We start from the raw sequence: 20104 nt of genomic DNA, 5'->3' as shown, positions 1-20104 counted from the left end.
TCGAGGACAGGGTATCGATGATCGAGGACAGTTTCGGTCCTCGATCCATGGCATGCTGGCGCCATGTTGCAGACCTCGTCCCGACTGTTGCGCCTGCTGTCGCTGTTGCAGTCCCGCCACGAATGGTCGGGTGCGGCACTGGCCGAACGGCTGGCGATCACGCCGCGCACGGTGCGGCGCGACGTCGACCGGCTGCGCAGCCTGGGCTATCCGGTGGCGTCGAGCGGCGGCGTGTCCGGCGGCTACCGGCTGGCGGCCGGCAGCAACCTGCCACCGCTGCTGCTGGACGACGACGAGGCGCTGGCGGTGTCGCTGGGGTTGCGGCTGGCGACCGCCGGCACCGTGACGGGCATGGAGGACTCGGCGCTGCGCGCGCTGGCCAAGCTGGAACAGGTGATGCCGCTGCGCCTGCGCAAGCGCGTGCGCAACCTGCATGCCGCGGTGGAGTTGCTGGACTTTGGCGGGCCGCGCATCGCCCACGAATTGCTGGCTGCGCTGGCCGGCGCCTGCCGCGCCTTCCATTGTGTGCAGTTGCGTTACGTCGACAAGCAGGGAAACGCGACCGCGCGCGAAGTCGAACCGCATGCGCTGGTGTCCGCGGGTTCGCGCTGGTACCTGCTGGCCTGGGACCGGATGCGCGAGGAATGGCGCACGTTTCGCGTCGATCGGATCGACGCCATGCAGGAAACGGGCACGCGCTTCCTGCCGCGCAAGGTGCCCGGCGGTAATGCGGCGGCCCATGTCGCGCGCGCGTTGTCGATCGAACCGCATGTGCTGAAGGCCAGGATTGTGCTGCATGCACCGCTGGCGCGGATGCGCGAGAAGATCCCGCCATCGGTGGGTGAACTGCAGCGGATCGATGCGACGCGTTGCCTGCTGGAGGTGGGCGCGGCGCGGCCGGATGCGATTGCTTACCACCTCGCGTTGCTGGGCGTCGATTTCGAGGTGCGCGAACCGCCGGAGCTGGCCGAAGAAGTCGGAAAGCTCGGCAAGCGGCTGCTGGCCGCGTCTCATGCGAGGAAGGGTGCTGTCGATGGGCAACGGCGAGGGCGCAAGGCGCGTCAGTTGTAAATGGCTGTCGGTGCACTATGGGTGCCTGCCGCGGTGCGGGCCGTGCCGGATGCGCGCAATGGTGTGTTGCAGGGGCGCAGGTCGTAGGATTCGCCCATGCCTGTCGTTTCAAGTCGCATCCTTTGGAAACCCGCGCTGCTCTACGGCAGCCTGCTGGCCCTCGGCACGCTTGCGCTGCAGTGGCTGGACTACCAGCGCCTGGCGCGCAGCCATGCGGGGCTGTTGTGGGATGGACTGTTGGCGGCGGGATTTTTGGGGCTGGGGATCTGGCTGGGTGTGCGATTGCTGGCGCGGCGGTCGTCGCGGTTGCCGTTCAACGGCAATCCCGAGGCGCAGGCGGCGTTGGGGATCAGTGCGCGGGAGCTGGCGGTGCTGCAGGAGATCGCGGCCGGTCATTCCAACAAGGAGATCGCGGCGCGGTTGCATGTGTCGCCGAATACGGTGAAGACGCATGTGGCGCATCTGTTCGGGAAGCTGGGGGCACGGCGGCGGACGGATGCGTTGCGACGGGCGCGGGAGCTGGGGTTGGTGCCGTAGGTTAGGGTCGATGGAGTGAGGGGAGGGCAACGTCCATGGGTCCCCGCCTTCGCGGGGATGACGGGCAAGGGCAACGTCCATGGATCTTCGACCTCGGGCCCTCACGCACAGCGCGCTCGGGCGTTCGGCGGGGTGCGAGCCAATGGCTCGCGAGCAACCCAGCCTCACCGCCGCCTGCGCGGGGATGACGGGTAGAAGCGGGATCAGAGAAGCGAGGCTATGAGTAGAGCTTCGACGCCAGAGGGGTGAAACCGTCGAAATCACCCTTCCGGGCGATTGCCGCGGGCGTGCGGCCGGGGCGAAATGCCGGTTCCGTTGAATGACCCTGGAGGTCCCGCATGTTCCGCATCGTCCTGAAGTACGGTTTGATCGCCGGCGTGATCGTCGGTCTGGCGCTGGTGTCGGTCAGCCTGGCCTATGGCGGGCAGCCGCCGCCGGACTGGGGCATGGCGGCGGGGTTCGCGTCGATGCTCATCGCGCTGTCGATGGTGTTCGTGGGCATCAAGCGTCACCGCGACACCGCCGGGGGCGGGGTGATCCGGTTCTGGCCGGCGTTCGGGCTGGGGCTGGCGATCAGCGGCGTGGCCAGCGTGGTCTATGTGCTGGCGTGGGAGCTGTCGTTGGTACTGGTGGGCGGCGACTTCGCGGCGATGTTCGCCCAGCACATGGTCGAGCGGGCCGAGGCCAAGGGCCTGGCCGGCGATGCACTGGCGGCAGCGGTGGCGAAGGCGCGCGAGTTCGAGGCGATGTACCGCAACCCGTTGCTGCGCATGCCAATGACCTTCGTCGAGATCTTCCCGGTGGGCGTCTTGGTATCGCTGGTGTCGGCGCTGGTGCTGCGCAACCCGCGGGTGTTGCCGGCGCGCGCGTGATGCGGGTGGTGGTGGCGTCGGGCGAGGGTGCCGGACGACTCCACCGGGCCGCGGGCGTGGCAGGCATCGTCGATGCCTTGGCCACGCCCGACAGGCCCGGCGGTTGGACGATCAGGCCAGCATCCGCAGCTTCGGTTCGCGCGCCCACTGCCGTGTCTTTGCGGCGGCGATGAACGCCTTGGCATCGCCGGCCTCGACGATGCCGGCGTCCTTGCCCACGTTGCCGGCCTTCAGCAGCGGCGCGGCGCCCGCATCGTGGGCGATGGCCTTCAGGTGTGCCCAGGCGAAGGCGACGAAATCGACGGCGGCCGAATCCTTCGCCAGCTTCTTGCCGGCCTCGTCGCCCAGCACCACGGCCACGGCATCGAACACCACGGACGGCGTGCCCGCCAGCTGGCCATCGGCAGCCAGGCGCTTGCCGTCCGAGAGCCTGGCGCCGCCGAGTTTCGGCGCGACGATCTTCACCATCGCGCCGGCGCTTTCGGCGGCCTTGCGGATCGCCTTCACGGTGGCGGCGTCGGAGCCGTCGTCGACCAGGATGCCGATCGCGCGGCCTTCCAGGGTGTCCTTCATGCGGTCGATGATGCGCAGCGCGGGCGAGGGCTTCATGTCGCGTGCCTCGACCTGCGCAGGCGGTGCCGGCGGCAGCGCATCGAGCCCCAGTCCGTCGGCGACGCGCTGCGCCAGCGATTCGTCCACGTGGCGCAGGTGGCCGACGATCGCTTCGCGCACGTGCGCCGTGCCCACCTTCGATAGCTCGAACACCAGCGCGCTGGCCATGTGCGCCTGCTCGGGCTTGCCCTGGCTGCGGAAGAACAGCCGCGCCTGGCTGTAGTGGTCGGCGAAGCTTTCGGGGCGCACGCGGCCCTTGGCGCCATCGTCCACGGTGGCGTGGTGGCGATAGCCCGGTGGCGTGGCGCGCGGGCTGTCGCCCTGCAGGCTGCTGGGTTCGTAGTTCACGCGGCCCTTCTGCGCGTGCATCTGCATGTGGCCGTCGCGCTGCAGGTTGGCGAACGGGCACTTGGGCGCGTTGACGGGAATCTGGTGGAAGTTGGGCCCACCCAGCCTCGAGAGCTGCGTATCGAGGTACGAGAACAGCCGTCCCTGCAGCAGCGGATCGTTGCTGAAGTCGATGCCGGGGACGATGTTGGCCGGACAGTAGGCCACCTGTTCGGTCTCGGCGAAGAAGTTGTCCGGCCAGCGGTCCAGCGTCATGCGGCCGATGACCTGCAGCGGCACCAGTTCCTCGGGGACCAGCTTGGTCGGGTCGAGGTGGTCGAAGGGGAAGGCGTCGGCTTCTTCCTCGGTGAACAGCTGCACGGCGAGGTCCCAGGCGGGGAAGTTGCCCGCTTCGATGGCTTCGAACAGGTCACGGCGGTGGAAGTCGTTGTCGGCGGCCTGCAGCTTCAGTGCTTCGTCCCACACCGTGGACTGGATGCCCAGCACCGGCCGCCAGTGGAACTTGACGAAGGTGCTCTTGCCCTTCGCATCCAGCAGGCGGAACGAGTGCACGCCGAAGCCTTCCATCGTGCGCAGGGATCGCGGGAGGGTGCGGTCGCTCATCGCCCACATGATCATGTGCATGGCTTCGGGCATCAGCGACACGAAATCCCAGAAGGTGTCGTGCGCGCTGCCGGCCTGCGGATAGCCGCGGTCGGGTTCCATCTTCACCGAGTGCACCAGATCGGGGAACTTCATCGCGTCCTGGATGAAGAACACCGGGATGTTGTTGCCCACCAGGTCCCAGTTGCCTTCCTGCGTGTAGAACTTCACTGCGAACCCGCGCACGTCGCGCGGCGTGTCCACCGAGCCTGCGCCGCCTGCGACGGTGGAAAATCGGCAGAACACCGGCGTCTCGGTGCCGGTTTCGGTAAGGATCTTCGCCGTGGTGTACTTCGACAGCGACTTGCTGAGCTTGAACGTGCCGTGCGCCGCGGTGCCGCGCGCATGGACGATGCGCTCGGGGATGCGCTCGTGGTCGAAGTGGGTGATCTTCTCGCGGAGGATGAAATCCTCCAGCAGCGTGGGCCCGCGTGGCGCGGCCTTCAGCGAATTCTGGTTGTCGGCGACCGGGATGCCCTGGTTGGTGGTCAGTACCGGGTGCTTGCCACCGGCATGCTGGTGCAACTCGTCGCCGTTGCCGCGGGTCTCGCCACTTTTGCCCACGCTGCTCGACGCAGTTGATTCACCGCGTTTTCCCTTGCTGCCCGCCTTTGACGTATTGGGTTGAGGCGATTTCGTGGCTGGCGTCTTGCGGGCCATGGCAGGTTCTCGAGGCGGGGAAGCCCGAAGGGTGCACGCGATGTCGTGACGGGGGCGTGGTGCGGACCTGTGTCACATCGCGCCAGCCGGCGACGCCTGTGCGCGGCATCTCACGCCCCCTTGATCGCCGGTGCGAAACAGTAGGTATCAAGTTCGAAGGACAAATCAGGAGGGTTGCATGGGTCGGATTCCGAAGGATGCGCTGGTGGTCGTGGCCGATGGCGGTGGCGCGCGTGTATTCACCAACAAGGGCGAGGACGGCGCGCTGTCGCTGCACCAGTTCGATGTGCTGGAACTGATGAACATGAACGACGACGGCCCGGCCGGACGCATGCCCGGTGAGTCGCGCGGCGAGCAGATCGACGAGGCCACGTTCGCCAAGCAGCTGGCGCTGGGCTTGAACGACGCTGCGCTGAAGCATCGCTTCGAGCATCTGGTGCTGGTGGCAGACCCGGTTACCCTGGGCCGCATGCGCCCGCTGCTGCACAAGGAGACCCAGCAGCGCATGCTGGCGGAAGTGGGCAAGACGCTCACCAATGCACCGCTGGAAGCGATCGAGCGGGCGCTTCAGGCGGACTGATGGGTTACGAACGCGACTATGCCGTGCGCGAGCCGACGCGCAGCGACGTGGACGACATGCCGGGGCGCGTACTGGTGGAGTTCGGCGCGCCCTGGTGCCCGCACTGCATCGCCGCGCAACCTGCGCTGCAAGTATTGCTTGCCAACCATGACGAGGTGGCGCACATCAAGGTCGAGGATGGCGGCGGGCGGCCACTGGGCCGATCTTTCGGCGTGAAGCTGTGGCCGACGCTGGTGCTGCTGGAGTCTGGCGAGGAGCGGGCGCGCGTGGTGCGACCGCGCGGCGATGGCGACCTGGTACCGTTGCGCGAGGCGTTGAAGCCGGACAGGTAGCGGTTGCCGGATCGTCGTCGCCGGTGCTGCAGCCCGCGGCGCCGCCATGCGGACCAGGCACCTGCCTGCGTTGCGTCGCCCTGGACGCTGTGCCCGGATGCCGGCCTCGACGTCCAAGGTCCTGCGCGGGGATGACGTGCGTTGCGACGCGTGCCCGTGCCATGGATCCATGCGCTGGACGACGCGGCCGCACGCTGCCGCGGCTCAATCCGATTGCGGGACGTCTTCGCGTTCCGATAGCGTGCGCAGGGCCTTTTCCAGTTCACGACGACCGTAAGGTTTCTGCACCAGCGGCGCCTTGTCATGGCGGGCTGGGACAACGCTGCTGCCGTAGCCGGTGGCGAACAGGAACGGCGTGCCGCGCGCGGCCAGTGCGTCGGCGATGGGGAAGGACGCTTCGCCGGCGAGATTGATGTCGAGGATGGCGAGATCGACCGCGTGTGCGTCCAGCGCATCCAGCGAGGTTGCGACGGAGTTTGCCGTGGCGACGACGTCGTAGCCGAGCTCCGGTAGCAGGTCTTCAAGCACCATCACCAGGAGCGATTCGTCCTCGACGATCAGTACGCGTCTTGCCATGGCGGTCCTCAGTCCTGTTCCCGGATGAGTGATGTTTCGATGTGGCAGTGCACGCCTTCAGGGTCGAACGCCAGTGTGACCCGGCCACCAAGGTCGTGCGGCAGGCCCTTTTCGAGCAGGCGCGAACCGAATCCGCAGCTGGCGGGGGCCTCGACGGTGGGGCCGTCGCGTTCGCGCCAGTCCAGGACCAGCGCGTTGCCATCGTCGCCCCGCCGCGACCAGTGGATCTCGACGTGCCCGGCAGGGGTCGAGAGTGCACCGTACTTCATCGCATTGGTGCACAGCTCGTGCAGGGCCATCGACAGCGCCACAGCGCGCCGTGGCTCCAGGCAGCCATCGCTGCCTTGCACTTCGAAGCGGTTGGCCGCCACGTCCAGGCAGTGCGCGATCGCGGTACGTACGATTTCATCGACGGTCGCACCCTGCCATTTCTTCCGGGTCAGCACGTCGTGGGTGGCCGCGAGGGCCTGCAGTCGCGACTCGATCATCTCCGACGCCCGTGCGTTGCCGCCGCAATTGCGCAGGGTCTGCGACACCATCGACTGCACGATGGCCAGCGTGTTCTTGACGCGATGGTTCAACTCGTTGACCAGAAGGCGCAGGTGTTCTTCCTGGCGCACGCGCTGGGTGATGTCGGTGGCCGCGCCGAACCATTCGCTGACGCTGCCATCCGCACCGCGGATGGGCACGGCGTGGGAATTGATCCAGGACCATTGGCCGGCCTCGATCTCGACGCGATGCTCGGCCTCGTAGGGGGCCAGCTGCTCCTGCGCGCGGCGGATGGCCTCGGCCACGCGCGCGCGATCGTCCGGATGGATGCGTTCGGTGGTCCAGCCCCGCCGCACGCTGCCGGTCGGGGCCTTGGGCAGCCTGTCGGCCGCGCGGCCACCCACTACCGCCACCTCCTTCCAGTCGGGGGAGATGCGGTAGATCAGGTCCGAACTGGCGTTGACCATCGCACTCAGCCGGTTCTCGCTGCGGCGCAGCGCTTCTTCCTGCTGCTTGCGCTCGGTGACGTCGCGGGTGGTGCCGGCGATGGCTTCCACCTCGCCATCCGGTGACATCACCGGGATGAAGATGTAGTCGTAGATGCGCGTGCCCAGCGTGGTGTGCGGGAATGGCACCTCTCCGCGGATCGGCGCGCGGGTGGCGACCACGCGTTCGATCTCCTCGTCGTGCATGGCGGCGTGCCAAGGCTCGTAACCGAGCTCGAGGCAGGTCTTGCCCACGGCATCGGCCCATTCCATGCCCCACATGCTCAGCAAGGCCTGGTTGGCGTAGATGAAGCGGTGTTGGCGGTCGAAGACGTAGACCAGGTCCGGGATGGCCTGCAGGATGGTTTCGTACAGTCGCAGTTGCGCGCTGTCGTCGGCATGGCTGCGCGGCGGCGTGGGACCATCCAATGTCTCGATTCCCCTTGGTGAAGCGGATGCGGCCGATACCGGCACGGTCGCCGACTGTCATCCAGCGCGCGTTGCGATGCCGTGAAGGCGCGGGCAGCTACTGTCCGCGGAGCGTTTCCAGCATGCGCGCGTAGTCCCGCCGGTACTGTCCGGCCAGCACCGACTTCTGGCGGTCGCTGAGCAGCTTGCCGGACACCTGGAAGAATTTCTTCTCCTCCTCGCGCAGGTGGTGGTGCACCTTTTCCGACAACTTCCGTGCCTTCGCCATCCAGCCGGCGCCGGCTTTCCCCACGACCTGCATGTCTTCGATGATCTCGTCGATCTGGTGGTGTTCGTGCAGGGCGTGGCGGGACGAGTCCAGGCCGGCATCGTGCAGCAGGATCGGCGCGTAGAGGTAGCGTTCCTCGGCGGCAGCGTGCGCGGCCAGCTCGATGCGCAGTTCGGTGAACAGCTCGATGCGACGTGCGCTGCGCGGCGGCGAGCGCAGCAGCTTGCGACACAGCGAACGCTGCCGCTCGTGGCTTTCGCGCAGGGCATCGTAGAGGTTGTCGGCCATGGCATGACGGCGGGGCGGGGTCGGACCGGATCCTGCGGCCGGCATCGTGAATGCGGTGTCTGCGTGCGGCCTGCCGGGAAGCGGGCCCGGCTTCGCGGCGTGTTGACGAGCGCTGGGACAAGGTGCAGCGCAGGCACGACGGGAGACCCGCATGCAGTCCAGGCATCTCAGGTTCGGCAAGGGTTTCCTGCCGCTGTTCGCCGTGCGCAAGGTGCAGGCGGCGCAGATGGTGCTGGCGCCGGGCGCAAGCGAAGGCGGCCCGGACAATGCCCACCGCGGTGCCGACCAGTGGCTGTACGTGGTGTCCGGCACCGGGCTGGCGATCGTCGACGGCGCACGGCGGCGGCTCCGCGCCGGCAGCCTGCTGGTGATCGAGCGCGGCGAACGGCACGAGATCCGCAACACCGGGCGCACGCCGTTGAAGACCCTGAACCTCTATTCGCCCCCGGCCTACGGCGACGACGGCGAGCCGTTGCCGCCGGGCCGCCGTCCGGTTCCCAGGGGCTGAAGCGCGAGAGGCGAAGGACACCATGGACCTGGAAAGATGGATCTGAAAAGCGGCTATCCCTACTGGGCGGTCAGGAACGGCCTGATGCAGGCGTTCCCGCCGCTGCAGCAGGACGCCCGCTGCGACGTACTGGTGGTGGGCGGGGGCATCACCGGTGCGCTGGTCGCCGACGAGCTTGCGCGCCACGGGCACGACGTGATGGTGGTGGAGCAGCGCGATGTCGGCTGGGGCAGTTCCGCAGCCAGCACCGGCCTGCTGCAGTACGAGATCGACACGCACATGGTCGACCTGGCCAGGGAGTACGGCGAGGATGCCGCCGTACAGGCCTACCGGGCCTGTGCCGACGCCATCCCCGCGCTGGAAGACCTGGCACGCAGCCTGCGCGGGCTGCGTGACGCGGGCATCCGTCCTTGCCACAGCCTCTATTTCGCCAGCAAGCGACGGCATCGCGGCGACCTGTGGGACGAATTCGAACTGCGCGCCAGGCATGGCTTCGACGTGGTGTGGTTCGATCGCGAACCGCTGGTCGAGACGTACGGGGTGGATGCGCCCGCGGCGATCCTCAGCCGCCTGGGCGCCAGCATCGACCCGTACCGCATGGCGTATCGCCTGCTCGCCCGGCTGGAAAGGCAGGGCGCGGCGATCCACGACCGCACCCGCATCGACGACCTCCAGGTCATGTCGCGCAGCGTGCTGGCACGCACCGGCGATGGCCATGCCATCCGCGCGGGACACGTGGTGTTCGCCGCGGGCTACGCCAACCAGAAGTGGCTGGACAAGCGCGTTGCCGCCAACCGCAGCAGCTACGCCTTCATCACCGATCCAATCGATGCCGACATGCTGGGCAAACTGCGCAGCACGATGGTGTGGGAGTCGGCGCGACCTTACCTCTACCTGCGGCCGACCGAGGACGACCGGCTGCTGGTGGGGGGGGAGGACGATGCGGTCGACGTGCCGGCCAAGCGCGACGCGCGCGTGGAGAAGAAGGCGCGCAAGCTGCTCAAGCGGGTGCAGCACATGTTCCCGCACCTGCCGCTGCAACCGGCATTCTCGTGGGCGGGCACCTTTGCCGAAACGAAGGACGGGCTGCCGTATTTCGGCGCGCATCCGCAGCATGGCCCGCGCGCGCTGTTCGCGATGGCCTACGGCGGCAATGGCATCACCTATTCGATGGCGGGGGCGCCGCTGTTGCGCGCATTGATCGAGCGACGGCGCCATGCGCTGGCGTCGCTGTTCTCGTTCGACAGGGCATGAGCAGGGGGAACATCATCGACAAAATGAATGGGGATCGGGTTGCGCCTGCTGCGGATGCTTGGCAAGGTTAGGCCCGGCCTTGGGGAAGATGCCGTTGCAGAACGAAATGCCGCTCCGGAGCGCGGGTTCCGCGGCCATGGTGCGAACCGTGGGCGTGGTGCTGGGCGTGGTCTTGATGGTGGGACTGGCGGTCCTGCTGCTGCAGGATCGCAAGGCGCGGATCGATGCCGCGCACCGGCAAAGCCTGGCGTTGGCGACCGGCGTGGACCGTTTGCTTTATTTCGGCCTGCGCAACCTCGAACGCGCGATGGCGGGCATCTCTGCCGATGCCGAGGTGTTCGCGACCACCGCACCGGAACAGGCGCAGGCGCTGCTGGTCGATGGCGTGGAGGGCGTGGTGTCCCGCCATGCCGAATTGCATTCCATCGTACTGGTGGATGCCCGTGGCCAGGCCATGACCTCTGGCGAAGGCGATCCGGACCTGCCGGGGTGGGCGACGCCCATGCGCAGCGCCGGTCGGCTGCTGGTGGGGCCGTTGCAGGCCGACGGCGATGGCGGCTGGTGGTTGCGGCTTGCCTTCCCGTTCGGCCAGGACCAGTGGCTGCTGTCGCGCCTGCATGCAAGTGAATTCGAGCGCATGATCCGCGACCTCGACATCGGGCGAGACGGCAGCGTGACCATGCTCGACCAGCTCGGCACGGTGCTGGCGCGGGTCCAGAACGGCGGCAATGTCGATTTCGCGGGACGTCGCATCCAGTTGCCGGACCAGGTGCGCGACGCCACCGGGACGGCATCGTTGCGCATGGTCAGCCAGCTGGATGGGGTCGAACGTACCGCAGGCTTCAGCGGCACCAACGGGTATGGCGTGCTGGTGGCCGCGGGGATCGGGCTGGATGAGGCGTTGACGCCCTGGATGTGGCTGGTGGCGCTGGCATCGGCCATCGTGGCCCTGTACTGGATGGGCCTGGGGTACCTGGTGTATCGCCTGGCCACGGGCGAACGTGCCCGCGACGCGTTGCTCGACGAGCTGGAGGCGCAGGCGGATTGGCTGGACCAGGCGCAGCAGGCGGCATCGACGGGCGTGTGGCGGTTGGAGTCGGACGACATGATGATCCGCGTCTCGGCACACACCGCCGCGATCTTCGGACTGGCGCCCGAGGCAGCCGTGCTGCCGGCGGACAGGTTCTTCGAACGCATGCATCCTGAGGACCGTGCCCGCGTGGAACAGGCCTTTGCGGAATCGCGCGGCAGCGGCACGCCCTACCTGACCGAATACCGTGTGCTGCTCGACGATGGCAGCGAGCGCTGGATCAGCGCGCGCGGCGGCGTGGCCGGCAGTGGTCGTGCGCCTGGTCGGCTGGCGGGCACCGTGGTCGACATCACTTCGCGCCGGTTGGCGCAAGCGCGGATCGAGCGCGCGGAAGCGCAATTCCGCGCGCTGTTCGAGCGCAACCCGCTTCCGTTCTGGGTATTCGATGTCGCTACGTTGCGCTTCATTGCGGTCAACCAGGCAGCCGTTGCCGCGTATGGGTACAGCGTCCGCGAGTTCCTGGAGAAGACCATCCTCGACATCCGTCCACCGGAGGATCGCCCCGCGTTAATGGGGGCCATGCGGCAACGCACTGGGGACCAGGACGTGGACGGGGTCTGGACCCATGTCCGCAAGGACGGCAGCCGCCTTGACGTGCGCATCTTCAGCAGCAGCATCGAATTCGGTGGACGGCCGGCGCGACTGGTGTTGGCGGAAGACATCAGCGACCGCATGACGTACGAGCGCGACCTCGCGTGGCGTGCAACGCACGACAGCACCACGGGGCTGGAGACCGTAGAGGCGTTGACCGATCGCCTGGATCGCCGTGCCGCCGACGCGTTGGGCGCACGCTATGCCGTCGCATACGTGCGACTTCGGGAGCTGGAGCTAGTGGCGCCCACGCTGGGGCGCAGCACCAGCGAACTGCTGCTCCGCGAGATGGCCGAGCGCATCTCGCTGGTGGGCGAGACCTTCGGCCTGGCCGGTTACTGGCCCAGCGAATCGTTCGTGGTGGTGGCGCTGGATGCGTCGCGCCGTCACGAAATGCTGGCTGCGCTGGAAGAGGCGATTGCCATGCCGGTGCACACCGAGGGAGGGGCGCATCCGGTGGAAGCCTCGATCGGCATCGCCGAGGGGCCGGAGCCCGGGGAAGGCGCCGAGCAAGTGATCGGGCATGCAGCACTGGCGGCACTGAAGGCGTGGCAAGAGCAGACCCAGGCCTTGCCCTATGACCACGCCATGGCCGAGGAGGCTGCCGAGCGCTTGGCGCTGGCGCGCAGCCTGCGCGACGCGATCGACAACCGGGAATTCGAACTGCATTACCAGCCGATCCGCCGCCTGGAGGACAATCGGCTGGTTTCAGTCGAAGCATTGTTGCGCTGGCGGCGCCCCGGCGGCGGCCATGTCCCGCCGGCCACTTTCATTCCGCTGGCCGAGGCCTCGGGACTGATCGTGCCGATCGGACGCTGGGTGCTGGCGGAGGCGGCGCTTGGCTACCGGCGTCTCGCGGCACATGGCCATGGCGACGTGGCGGTTGCGATCAACATCTCTGCCGTGCAATTGCTGGGCGACGGCCTGCCCGACGCCATCCGCTCGGTCCAGGCCGAACATGGACTGCCTGTCGGCGCGCTGCACGTCGAACTGACGGAAAGCGTGGTGGTGCGTCGCCCGCAGGTCGCGCGGGCCCGCATGCTCGAACTGCGGTCGGCAGGCGTTCGCATCTCCATCGACGATTTCGGAACCGGTTTCTCCAGCATGGCCTACCTGCGCAACCTGCCGCTGGATTGCCTCAAGATCGACCGCAGCTTCGTGCAGAACGTGCACGCCGACGAACGCAATGCGTCGATCTGCCGTGCGCTGATCGCACTCGCCCGCGGGCTGGGCCTGGGCACCATCGCCGAAGGGGTGGAGCGCGAGGAAGAGCTGGAGTGGTTGCGTCGCAACGGTTGCGAACAGGCGCAGGGCTATCACCTCGGGCGACCTGCGCCACTGGACGACCTGCTGCAGGCGCTGCGCGCGGCTGCCTGAGCAAAGGCGCAGTCGGGGTGCAAGGCCCGTGACGGCCACTGGCCTCGGCCACCGAGCCCGAGATATCCACCGATGCTGTGGACAAGCTTGTGGAGCAGCGCTCGGACAAGGCGCGCGAAGTGGCGCGGCGACTGCGCTGCAGCGCAGATGACGCATTTGTGTCCACCCCTCGCGACGATGGCGCCACCCCTTGCGGGATGGCGCCATCTGCGGCAGCCACGATCAACGACTTGCGGCGTCGGCTCAGGCGTCGGCGTCTTCCGCTTCCTTGAAGGCATCCACCGGGATGCACGCGCAGAACACGTTCTTGTCGCCGTGCACGTTGTCCACGCGCGCCACCGGCGGCCAGTACTTCTGCTGCTTCAGCACCGGCAGCGGGAACACCGCCAGCTCCCGCGGATACGCGTGGGTCCATTCGCTTGCAGCGGCTGCGGTGGCCGTGTGCGGCGCGTGCTTGAGCGGGTTGTCGTCGCGATCCAGGCGGCCGTCCTCGATCGCGTGGATCTCTTCGCGGATCTGGATCATCGCGTCGATGAAGCGGTCCAGCTCGTGCTGGGACTCGCTTTCGGTAGGTTCGACCATCAGCGTGCCCGCGACCGGGAAACTGAGCGTCGGCGCATGGAAGCCGAAGTCGATCAGGCGCTTGGCGACGTCCTCGGCGGTGACGCCGGTGGCCTTCTCCAGCGGGCGCAGGTCGAGGATGCATTCGTGCGCCACCAGCTTGTTGCGGCCGGTGTAGAGCGTCCTGTAATGCGGCGCCAGCCGCTTCGAGATGTAGTTGGCGTTGAGCAGGGCGACCTGGGTCGCCTTTCTCAGGCCGGTCTTGCCCATCATGGCGATGTACATCCAGCTGATCGGCAGGATGCTCGCGCTGCCGTGGGTGGCGGCCGAGACCATGCCGACCGTGCCGTCGGCGCTGTGATGGCCGCGGGGCAGGAACGGCGTCAGGTGCGCCTTCACCGCGCACGGGCCCACGCCGGGTCCCCCGCCGCCGTGCGGGATGCAGAACGTCTTGTGCAGGTTGAGGTGCGACACGTCCGAACCCCACTGGCCGGGCTTGGCCAGGCCGACCAGCGCGTTGAGGTTGGCGCCGTCGGTATACACCTGGCCGCCGTGCTGGTGGACGATCTCGCAGATCTCGACGATGTCCTCCTCGAACACGCCGTGCGTGGACGGGTAGGTGACCATCAGCGCGGCGAGGTTGGCCGAGTGTTTCTCGGCCTGCGCGCGCAGGTCGCCCACGTCGACGTTGCCGTTGGCGTCGCACCTGGTCACCACCACCTTCATGCCGCACATCTGCGCGCTGGCGGGGTTGGTGCCGTGCGCCGACTCGGGGATCAGGCAGACGTTGCGATGGCCTTCGCCACGCGACCGGTGCCAGGCGCGGATCGCCAGCAAGCCGGCGAACTCGCCCTGCGCGCCGGAGTTCGGCTGGAAGCTCACGGCGTCGTAGCCGGTGATCTCGACCAGCATCGCTTCCAGCGAATCGATCAGCTGCCGGTAGCCGCGGGTCTGCGACGGCGGCGCCAGCGGGTGGATGTTCGCGAACTCCGGCCAGGTCACCGGGATCATCTCGGCGGTGGCGTTGAGCTTCATGGTGCACGAGCCCAGCGGGATCATGGTGCGATCCATCGCCAGGTCCTTGTCGGCCAGGGCGCGCATGTAGCGCAGCAGTTCGTGCTCGCTGTGGTGGGTGTTGAACACCGGATGGTCGAGGAACGACGACGACCGCGCGAGCGACGCGGGCAGGGCATCGTCGACCTCGGCATCCAGCGCGTCGATGGCGCTGTCGGTGAGGTCCACGCCGAAGATCTTCGCCAGCGCGGACAGGTCGGCGCGGGTGACGGTCTCGTCCAGGCTGATGCCTACGCTGCCGGCGTCGATCTTGCGCAGGTTGATGCGCTGGTGGCTGGCGTAGAGGTGGATCTGCTCGGCATCCACGCCGGTCACGTGCAGGGTGTCGAAGAACGCATCGCCCACCGACACGCCGGCCTTGCGCAGCGCGGCAGCAAGGATCGATGCCTGCCTGTGCACGCGGCGCGCGATGCGGGTCAGCCCTTCCGGGCCGTGGTACACCGCATACATCGAGGCCATCACCGCCAGCAGCACCTGCGCGGTGCAGATGTTGCTGGTCGCCTTCTCGCGGCGGATGTGCTGCTCGCGCGTCTGCAGGGTGAGGCGGTAGGCGGGCTTGCCCTCGGCATCCACCGACACGCCGATCAGGCGGCCGGGCATCGAGCGCTTGTAGGCGTCGCGGCAGGCCATGAACGCGGCGTGCGGGCCGCCGAAGCCGAACGGCACGCCGAAGCGCTGGCTGTTGCCGACCACGATGTCCGCGCCCCATTCGCCGGGCGCCTTCAGCAATGTCAGCGCGAGCAGGTCGGTGGCGACGGCGACGATGCCGGCGCGCGCATGCACCGCCTCGGCCAGTGCGGCGTGGTCGGCGGCATGGCCGAAGGTGTTGGGGTACTGCAGCAGCACGCCGAAGCTGTCGGGGGATGCGGCATCGGCCGCCGGCCCGACGATGATGTCGATGCCCAGGCCATCGGCGCGCGTGCGCACCACTTCCAGCGTTTGCGGATGCACGTCGTCCGCGACGAAGAACGTGTTTGATTTCGACTTGCCCATGCGCTTGGCCAAGGTCATGGCCTCGGCGGCGGCGGTGGCTTCGTCCAGCAGCGAGGCGTTGGCGATGTCCATGCCGGTCAGGTCGGCGCACATCTGCTGGAAGTTGATCAGCGCCTCCATGCGCCCCTGCGAGATTTCCGCCTGGTACGGCGTGTAAGCCGTGTACCACGCGGGGTTCTCGAGGATGTTGCGCAGGATGACGTTCGGCGTGTGCGTGCCGTAGTAGCCCTGGCCGATGAAGCTGCGGTAGACGTCGTTGCCGCTGGCGATGGCGCGGATCTTCGCCAGCGCCTCGACCTCGGTCATGGCGTCGTCCAGCGCCAGGCCGCCGGTGGCCTTGAGGCTGGCGGGCACGATGGCGTCGGTCATCGCGTCGAGCGAGTCGTGGCCGACCACGCGCAGCATGTGCGCGACTTCGGCATCGTTGGGGCCGATGTGGCGTTCGATGAACGCGGAGTGGTGTTCGAGGTCGCGCAGGGAAGGCTTGGACATGGCGGGGTTCCGTCAGGGGCGGTGGCGGCGCGGAACCCCGCTTTCGATCGTCATCCCAGCGAACACGGGGATCCATGGACGTGGCCTTGCAGATGTGCAACGTCGATGGGTTCCCGCCTGCGCGGAAACGACGAACGGAGGCGTGCGGGCGTCCGGTCGTGCCCCTCTGTCCTTTTGCCTGAGAGTTTGGAAGCGCGCGGGACGAGGATCCGCTTGCTTCGTGCCCCTTCGGCGCCGGTTCCGGCAATGCCGGTCGGTCTCTCCAGAGTGTTGGTGCGATGGTGGTATCGGGCCTGAGCGATTACGGGCGTTTGCGCCTTCGGCAGCGGCAGGCATCCCGGCCCGCGCGCTTCTCCCACCAGTTGCGTGGGCGATTATAACGGGCTGGCGCGGCGGCGGCGGGTGCGACGGCTCCGCCCGTCCTGGGTCACGCCTGGGCGCCGCTGCCGTCTTGGAACTTGTTAACCTGAATGCCGATCCGGCAAGGCCCCATCAATGACCGATCCACCCCCCCCAGCCGCCCACGGCCCGCAGGATGAGTCAGCGATCGCCCGGCTGTGGCGGGTGTTCCATCGCGAGCCCATGCTGCTGGTGACCTGCAGTTACCTGTTCGTGTCCATCGTCGGCCTCTGGGACAGCTACTGGTTCTACCGCCGCTTCGACCTGCCGATCCTGGAGTACATGCAGGCCAGCGATTACTTCGTGACCGGGCTGCGCCGCCCGGTGTATTTGTTCCTGTTGGCGTTCACGCTGGGGGCCTCGGTGCTGATCCTGTGGCCGGAGCGTTGGCGCCAGCGCAACCCCGAGCGGGCCGAACGGCTGCAGGCACGCTGGTGGGGGCGGTTGCTGGTGCCCAAGCGCAGCGACTGGTGGGCGTACTTCGGCCTGCACCCGGAAACCATGGTGACGCTGGTGGCGGTCATGGTGATGGCCTCGGTGCTGTTCACCCACAGCAATGATCGTGCGACGGCGATCCAGCGTGGCGAGGTGAACCGGGTGGCGGTGGAACTGGCCCGAAGTGATCTCGCGTTGCCGGGGCAGTGGAGCACGCTGGGTACCAGTAGCGCGTTCGTGTTCCTGTGGAACCGGACCGAGCAACGTGCGCTGGTGGTCCCGATCGAGGGCGTGGGCAGCCTGTTGCCCGAGGCTTCGCCGCCCGCTGATGCGGATGGCTCCAACGACGGCGAAGCCACGCCTTGACCTCGAAACCGTCGCCGCTGCCGATGCGCCGGCTCGCCCTGCTGCTGGCGGGGCTGGCGATGTTCGGTCCGTTCTCGATCGACACCATCTTCCCGGCCTTCCCGGTGATGGGCGCGGACCTGTCGGCCGACAAGGTGGCGATGCAGCAGACGATCAGCGTGTACCTGATCGCGTATGCGCTGATGAGCATCGTGCACGGGCCGCTGTCGGATGCCATCGGGCGCAGGCGGGTGATCCTGGGCGGGCTGGCGGTGTTCACCCTGGCCTCGGTGGGCTGTGCGCTTGCGCGCGACTTGCCGACGCTGCTGGTGTTCCGCGCGATGCAGGGACTGTCCGCTGGCGTGGGCCTGATCGTGGGGCGTGCGGTGATCCGCGACGTGCTGCACGGCGACGATGCGCAGCGGCTGATGAGCCAGGTGACGATGATCTTCGGCGTGGCGCCGGCCATCGCGCCGATCATCGGCGGCTGGATCCTGGGCTGGGGGCAGTGGCCGCTGATCTTCTGGTTCCTGGTGGCGTTTTCCGCGCTGCTGATGGCCGCTAGCTGGCGTTGGCTGCCGGAGACGCATCCGCGCGAGGCGCGCCTGTCGCTGGCCCCGAAGAAGCTGCTGCGCGACTACGTGGCGATCTTCCTCAACCCGCGCTTCCAGCGGCTGGCTGCGGCGGGCGCGTTCAACTTTTCGGCGCTGTTCCTGTTCATCGCCTCGGCGCCGGTGTTCGTGATGGAGCTGCTGCGGCTCAACGAGCGCCAGTTCGGCTGGTTCTTCGTACCGATGATCAGCGGCATGATGCTCGGCGCGTTCGTGTCCGGGCGTGCGGCGGGGCGCATCGAAGGGCGGCGGCTGGTGAACATCGGCTTCGCCTGTTGCGGCGTTGCCGGCGTGGCCAACATCGCCTACCACCTGCTGGTCGCCGAACCGACCGTGCCGTGGGCGATCCTGCCGATGACGCTCAATGCCTTCGGCATCGCGCTGGTGTTCCCGATCATCACCCTGTCGATCCTGGACATGTACCCGCGCCAGCGCGGTTCCGCCTCGTCGCTGCAGGCCTTCACCGGCCTGGTGCTCAATGCGGTGGTGGCCGGGGCGCTGTCGCCGCTGGTCAGCCACACGGGCTGGTGGCTGGCCGCGACGGCGGCGCTGTTTACCCTGGTGGGCTGGCTGTTCTGGCAGCGCGAGACGCGTCGCGGACGGCAGCCGCCATGCCCGCCATCACCAGCGGTGCTGGAGCCTGCCGAACACCTCTAGGCCCGGCATTTGCGATCACGGCACGAGTGGTTGCGCGCCATTGCTGCGCATCGGTTGGGGTGCGAGGTGCTGGCGGATCTGGGGAAACACCACGTCCAGGCGCGAATACCAGTCGAAGTTGTTGGCGTTCGATACCGATCCAGTGTTCGCGCAGCTGGCATTGCCACCATACAGGCCGCCACGCAGCAGGAATCCACCCGGTCCGGACGTGAACAGGCCAGAGCCGCTGCTGCCGCCTTCCGTCGTGCCGCTAATCCAGCCGACGCGATGACTCACGGCGTCCTGCCCGGTCTTCTGCCCGGACGACACTTTCTTTGCGTCGCCGGAAGGATGGTGGATCGCGAACACGGCCTGCCCGCTGCCCAGGGGCGCGGAATCCCAGCCCGAGAAGGTCGCGTCCGTCGGTGCCGCATTGCGCAGCCGCAACAGCATCGCGTCGCTGTTCGCATCGTTGAACAGCACGTCCGCGCCACCGGTGACCTGCGTGCGCGTCGTCGAGACGCCACTGCCGCAGCTCGTGGCCTCGTAATTCCAGTGCGTGGTCAGCGTGTTGGCGACGTTCTGCCGGTTCTGTGCAGGCACGCCGCCGCTCCCACCCGCGAAGCAGTGGTCCGCGGTGTAGAAATACGGTACCTGCGTGGTGGGCACGGTGTCGTTGAGCAGGGTGCCGGTGCAGATGTAGGTTCCGTACAGCGAGCCATTGGTGTTGAACAGGTTGTACACCATGTGCGCAACCGCATTCTTCGCATGGACGAAGCCGGCGCCCAGTTCGCCGACGCGACACGCGGTATCGACGTTGCAGCTTCCGGATTCGCCGATCTTCTCGACGATCTTGAAGTTGCGGCGGCTGTTGGCCAGCAGGTGCGAGAGTTGCGGTGCAGCCACGCGCACCCGCGACGGATCGGAACCCGCGGGCAGGAAGATCTCGATGGCCTGGGTTTCGCCGTCGGTGACCGGCGACCAGAACACGCCGTCTTCGAGCGTGGCGTTGGCGATCTCGTCGCCGCGCATCAGCAGCAGGTCGCCGAGTGGCAACTCGGAGCCGCCGAAGCGCAGTTCCGCCGAGTCTGGCAGGCCTTCGATGCGCAGGCCCACGCGGAGGCCAAGGGCGACCGGCGAGGTGACTTCGAACCTGGCGACATGGCCGCCAGCCGCCAGCGGCTCCCATGACAGCGCAGGCAACTGCCGACCGGCGCCCTCGTGCGCGGCCGTGCGCGCAATGCCGATCTGCGTGGCCTTGTGCGCACGCGTGCGGTTGGCGGCATGCAGCGTGGCGATACGTTCGGCGGAGAGTTCGCCGTAGCGCAGGGAGGGAAGCGCCATGGCGGCACGCTTGGCGCCACGCCATTGCACCGTTGCCTGCGCGGGTGTGCGGCTGGCTTCACCGTCGACGCGCTCGACCGCCGATGCAGTGGCCGCCAGCGGGAACGACAGGACGGCAAGCAGAACGCAATGCACGAGCTTCATGGGATCCATCCATCGAGTGGGGCGCCGCGCCCGGGGTCCGGGCAAATTACCACGCCGGATC

16 protein-coding genes, 1 pseudogene and 1 riboswitch are annotated in these 20104 nt (G+C 67.9%); of the genes and pseudogenes, 10 read left to right on the top strand and 7 right to left on the bottom strand.

Annotated features, from left to right (window positions below; all coding sequences use genetic code 11):
- Positions 1–63 precede the first annotated feature (63 nt).
- The 3 genes from E2F46_RS05160 to E2F46_RS05150 all read left to right on the top strand — a co-directional run bounded on the left by E2F46_RS05160 (position 64) and on the right by E2F46_RS05150 (position 2480).
- Entirely contained in the window at positions 64–1071 is a 1008-nt protein-coding gene (locus E2F46_RS05160; protein ID WP_133321029.1) for a helix-turn-helix transcriptional regulator, read from the top strand.
- Positions 1072–1167: 96 nt separating this feature from the next.
- Positions 1168–1608, top strand: coding sequence for a response regulator transcription factor (locus E2F46_RS17790; protein WP_133321028.1), 441 nt, complete (start codon positions 1168–1170; stop codon positions 1606–1608).
- A 338-nt stretch (positions 1609–1946) separates the two neighbouring features.
- Positions 1947–2480: a DUF4199 domain-containing protein gene (locus E2F46_RS05150; protein WP_133321027.1), complete on the top strand. Its 534-nt coding sequence runs from the start codon at positions 1947–1949 to the stop codon at positions 2478–2480.
- 111 nt (positions 2481–2591) lie between these two features.
- On the opposite strand, the gene E2F46_RS05145 is transcribed toward E2F46_RS05150, so the two are convergent.
- Positions 2592–4646, bottom strand: coding sequence for a catalase (locus tag E2F46_RS05145; protein WP_425599803.1), 2055 nt, complete (start codon positions 4644–4646; stop codon positions 2592–2594).
- Between the two features lie 274 nt (positions 4647–4920).
- Here E2F46_RS05145 and E2F46_RS05140 point away from each other — a divergent pair, with 274 nt between their 5' ends.
- Both E2F46_RS05140 and E2F46_RS05135 read left to right on the top strand, forming a co-directional pair.
- Positions 4921–5322 (top strand): host attachment family protein, encoded by a 402-nt coding sequence (locus E2F46_RS05140; protein WP_133321025.1) that lies wholly within the window; start codon positions 4921–4923, stop codon positions 5320–5322.
- Positions 5322–5654, top strand: a complete 333-nt coding sequence (locus E2F46_RS05135) for a thioredoxin family protein (RefSeq protein WP_133321024.1) — start codon at positions 5322–5324, stop codon at positions 5652–5654. The genes E2F46_RS05140 and E2F46_RS05135 overlap by 1 nt, the downstream gene beginning before the upstream one ends.
- 204 nt (positions 5655–5858) lie before the next feature.
- Here E2F46_RS05135 and E2F46_RS05130 read toward each other — a convergent pair whose 3' ends face one another.
- From E2F46_RS05130 to E2F46_RS05120, 4 genes and pseudogenes are all read right to left on the bottom strand, one after another.
- Positions 5859–6230: a response regulator gene (locus tag E2F46_RS05130; RefSeq protein ID WP_133321023.1), complete on the bottom strand. Its 372-nt coding sequence runs from the start codon at positions 6228–6230 to the stop codon at positions 5859–5861.
- 8 nt (positions 6231–6238) lie between these two features.
- On the bottom strand, positions 6239–7216 hold the full coding sequence (locus E2F46_RS05125) for a sensor histidine kinase (protein WP_341777553.1): 978 nt from the start codon (positions 7214–7216) through the stop codon (positions 6239–6241).
- A 2-nt stretch (positions 7217–7218) separates the two neighbouring features.
- Positions 7219–7633, bottom strand: a pseudogene (locus E2F46_RS17660) (PAS domain-containing protein); the annotation flags it as partial.
- Between the two features lie 97 nt (positions 7634–7730).
- Positions 7731–8189: a hemerythrin domain-containing protein gene (locus tag E2F46_RS05120; protein ID WP_133321021.1), complete on the bottom strand. Its 459-nt coding sequence runs from the start codon at positions 8187–8189 to the stop codon at positions 7731–7733.
- A 151-nt stretch (positions 8190–8340) separates the two neighbouring features.
- Between E2F46_RS05120 and E2F46_RS05115 the strand changes: the two genes are divergently transcribed.
- The 3 genes from E2F46_RS05115 (at position 8341) to E2F46_RS05105 (ending at position 13009) form a co-directional block, all read left to right on the top strand.
- Positions 8341–8697 (top strand): cupin domain-containing protein, encoded by a 357-nt coding sequence (locus E2F46_RS05115; protein ID WP_133321020.1) that lies wholly within the window; start codon positions 8341–8343, stop codon positions 8695–8697.
- A gap of 36 nt (positions 8698–8733) precedes the next feature.
- Positions 8734–9951: an NAD(P)/FAD-dependent oxidoreductase gene (locus tag E2F46_RS05110; protein ID WP_133321019.1), complete on the top strand. Its 1218-nt coding sequence runs from the start codon at positions 8734–8736 to the stop codon at positions 9949–9951.
- 136 nt (positions 9952–10087) lie between these two features.
- Positions 10088–13009, top strand: coding sequence for a bifunctional diguanylate cyclase/phosphodiesterase (locus tag E2F46_RS05105; RefSeq protein ID WP_165967353.1), 2922 nt, complete (start codon positions 10088–10090; stop codon positions 13007–13009).
- A 243-nt stretch (positions 13010–13252) separates the two neighbouring features.
- Here E2F46_RS05105 and gcvP read toward each other — a convergent pair whose 3' ends face one another.
- Entirely contained in the window at positions 13253–16129 is a 2877-nt protein-coding gene (gcvP, locus tag E2F46_RS05100; protein ID WP_133321017.1) for an aminomethyl-transferring glycine dehydrogenase, read from the bottom strand.
- A 156-nt stretch (positions 16130–16285) separates the two neighbouring features.
- A riboswitch (glycine riboswitch) is annotated at positions 16286–16405 on the bottom strand.
- A gap of 219 nt (positions 16406–16624) precedes the next feature.
- On the opposite strand from gcvP, the gene E2F46_RS05095 reads away from it, so the two are divergent.
- The gene (locus E2F46_RS05095) at positions 16625–17329 is read left to right on the top strand and encodes a hypothetical protein (RefSeq protein WP_133321016.1); all 705 of its coding nucleotides are present in this window, start codon (positions 16625–16627) and stop codon (positions 17327–17329) included.
- A 23-nt stretch (positions 17330–17352) separates the two neighbouring features.
- Positions 17353–18576, top strand: a complete 1224-nt coding sequence (locus tag E2F46_RS05090) for a multidrug effflux MFS transporter (protein ID WP_133321359.1) — start codon at positions 17353–17355, stop codon at positions 18574–18576.
- 15 nt (positions 18577–18591) lie between these two features.
- Here the strand turns inward: E2F46_RS05090 and E2F46_RS05085 are convergent, their stop codons facing one another.
- On the bottom strand, positions 18592–20043 hold the full coding sequence (locus E2F46_RS05085) for a trypsin-like serine peptidase (protein ID WP_133321015.1): 1452 nt from the start codon (positions 20041–20043) through the stop codon (positions 18592–18594).
- Positions 20044–20104 lie beyond the last annotated feature (61 nt).

The organism is Luteimonas aestuarii, assembly GCF_004357985.1.
Classification (GTDB): Bacteria; Pseudomonadota; Gammaproteobacteria; order Xanthomonadales; family Xanthomonadaceae; genus Luteimonas; species Luteimonas aestuarii.
Note: the sequence above shows the minus strand (reverse complement) of the source record. Positions and strands in the feature narration are given on the sequence as shown.

Bases quoted from the DNA above. Each gene is read 5' to 3' on its own strand.
- E2F46_RS05160 (WP_133321029.1), top strand. From the start codon at position 64: ATGTTGCAGACCTCGTCCCGACTGTTGCGCCTGCTGTCGCTGTTGCAG.
- E2F46_RS17790 (WP_133321028.1), top strand. From the start codon at position 1,168: ATGCCTGTCGTTTCAAGTCGCATCCTTTGGAAACCCGCGCTGCTCTAC.
- E2F46_RS05150 (WP_133321027.1), top strand. From the start codon at position 1,947: ATGTTCCGCATCGTCCTGAAGTACGGTTTGATCGCCGGCGTGATCGTC.
- E2F46_RS05140 (WP_133321025.1), top strand. From the start codon at position 4,921: ATGGGTCGGATTCCGAAGGATGCGCTGGTGGTCGTGGCCGATGGCGGT.
- E2F46_RS05135 (WP_133321024.1), top strand. From the start codon at position 5,322: ATGGGTTACGAACGCGACTATGCCGTGCGCGAGCCGACGCGCAGCGAC.
- E2F46_RS05130 (WP_133321023.1), bottom strand. From the start codon at position 6,230: ATGGCAAGACGCGTACTGATCGTCGAGGACGAATCGCTCCTGGTGATG.
- E2F46_RS05120 (WP_133321021.1), bottom strand. From the start codon at position 8,189: ATGGCCGACAACCTCTACGATGCCCTGCGCGAAAGCCACGAGCGGCAG.
- E2F46_RS05115 (WP_133321020.1), top strand. From the start codon at position 8,341: ATGCAGTCCAGGCATCTCAGGTTCGGCAAGGGTTTCCTGCCGCTGTTC.
- E2F46_RS05110 (WP_133321019.1), top strand. From the start codon at position 8,734: ATGGATCTGAAAAGCGGCTATCCCTACTGGGCGGTCAGGAACGGCCTG.
- E2F46_RS05105 (WP_165967353.1), top strand. From the start codon at position 10,088: ATGGTGCGAACCGTGGGCGTGGTGCTGGGCGTGGTCTTGATGGTGGGA.
- gcvP (WP_133321017.1), bottom strand. From the start codon at position 16,129: ATGTCCAAGCCTTCCCTGCGCGACCTCGAACACCACTCCGCGTTCATC.
- E2F46_RS05095 (WP_133321016.1), top strand. From the start codon at position 16,625: ATGACCGATCCACCCCCCCCAGCCGCCCACGGCCCGCAGGATGAGTCA.
- E2F46_RS05090 (WP_133321359.1), top strand. From the start codon at position 17,353: ATGCGCCGGCTCGCCCTGCTGCTGGCGGGGCTGGCGATGTTCGGTCCG.
- E2F46_RS05085 (WP_133321015.1), bottom strand. From the start codon at position 20,043: ATGAAGCTCGTGCATTGCGTTCTGCTTGCCGTCCTGTCGTTCCCGCTG.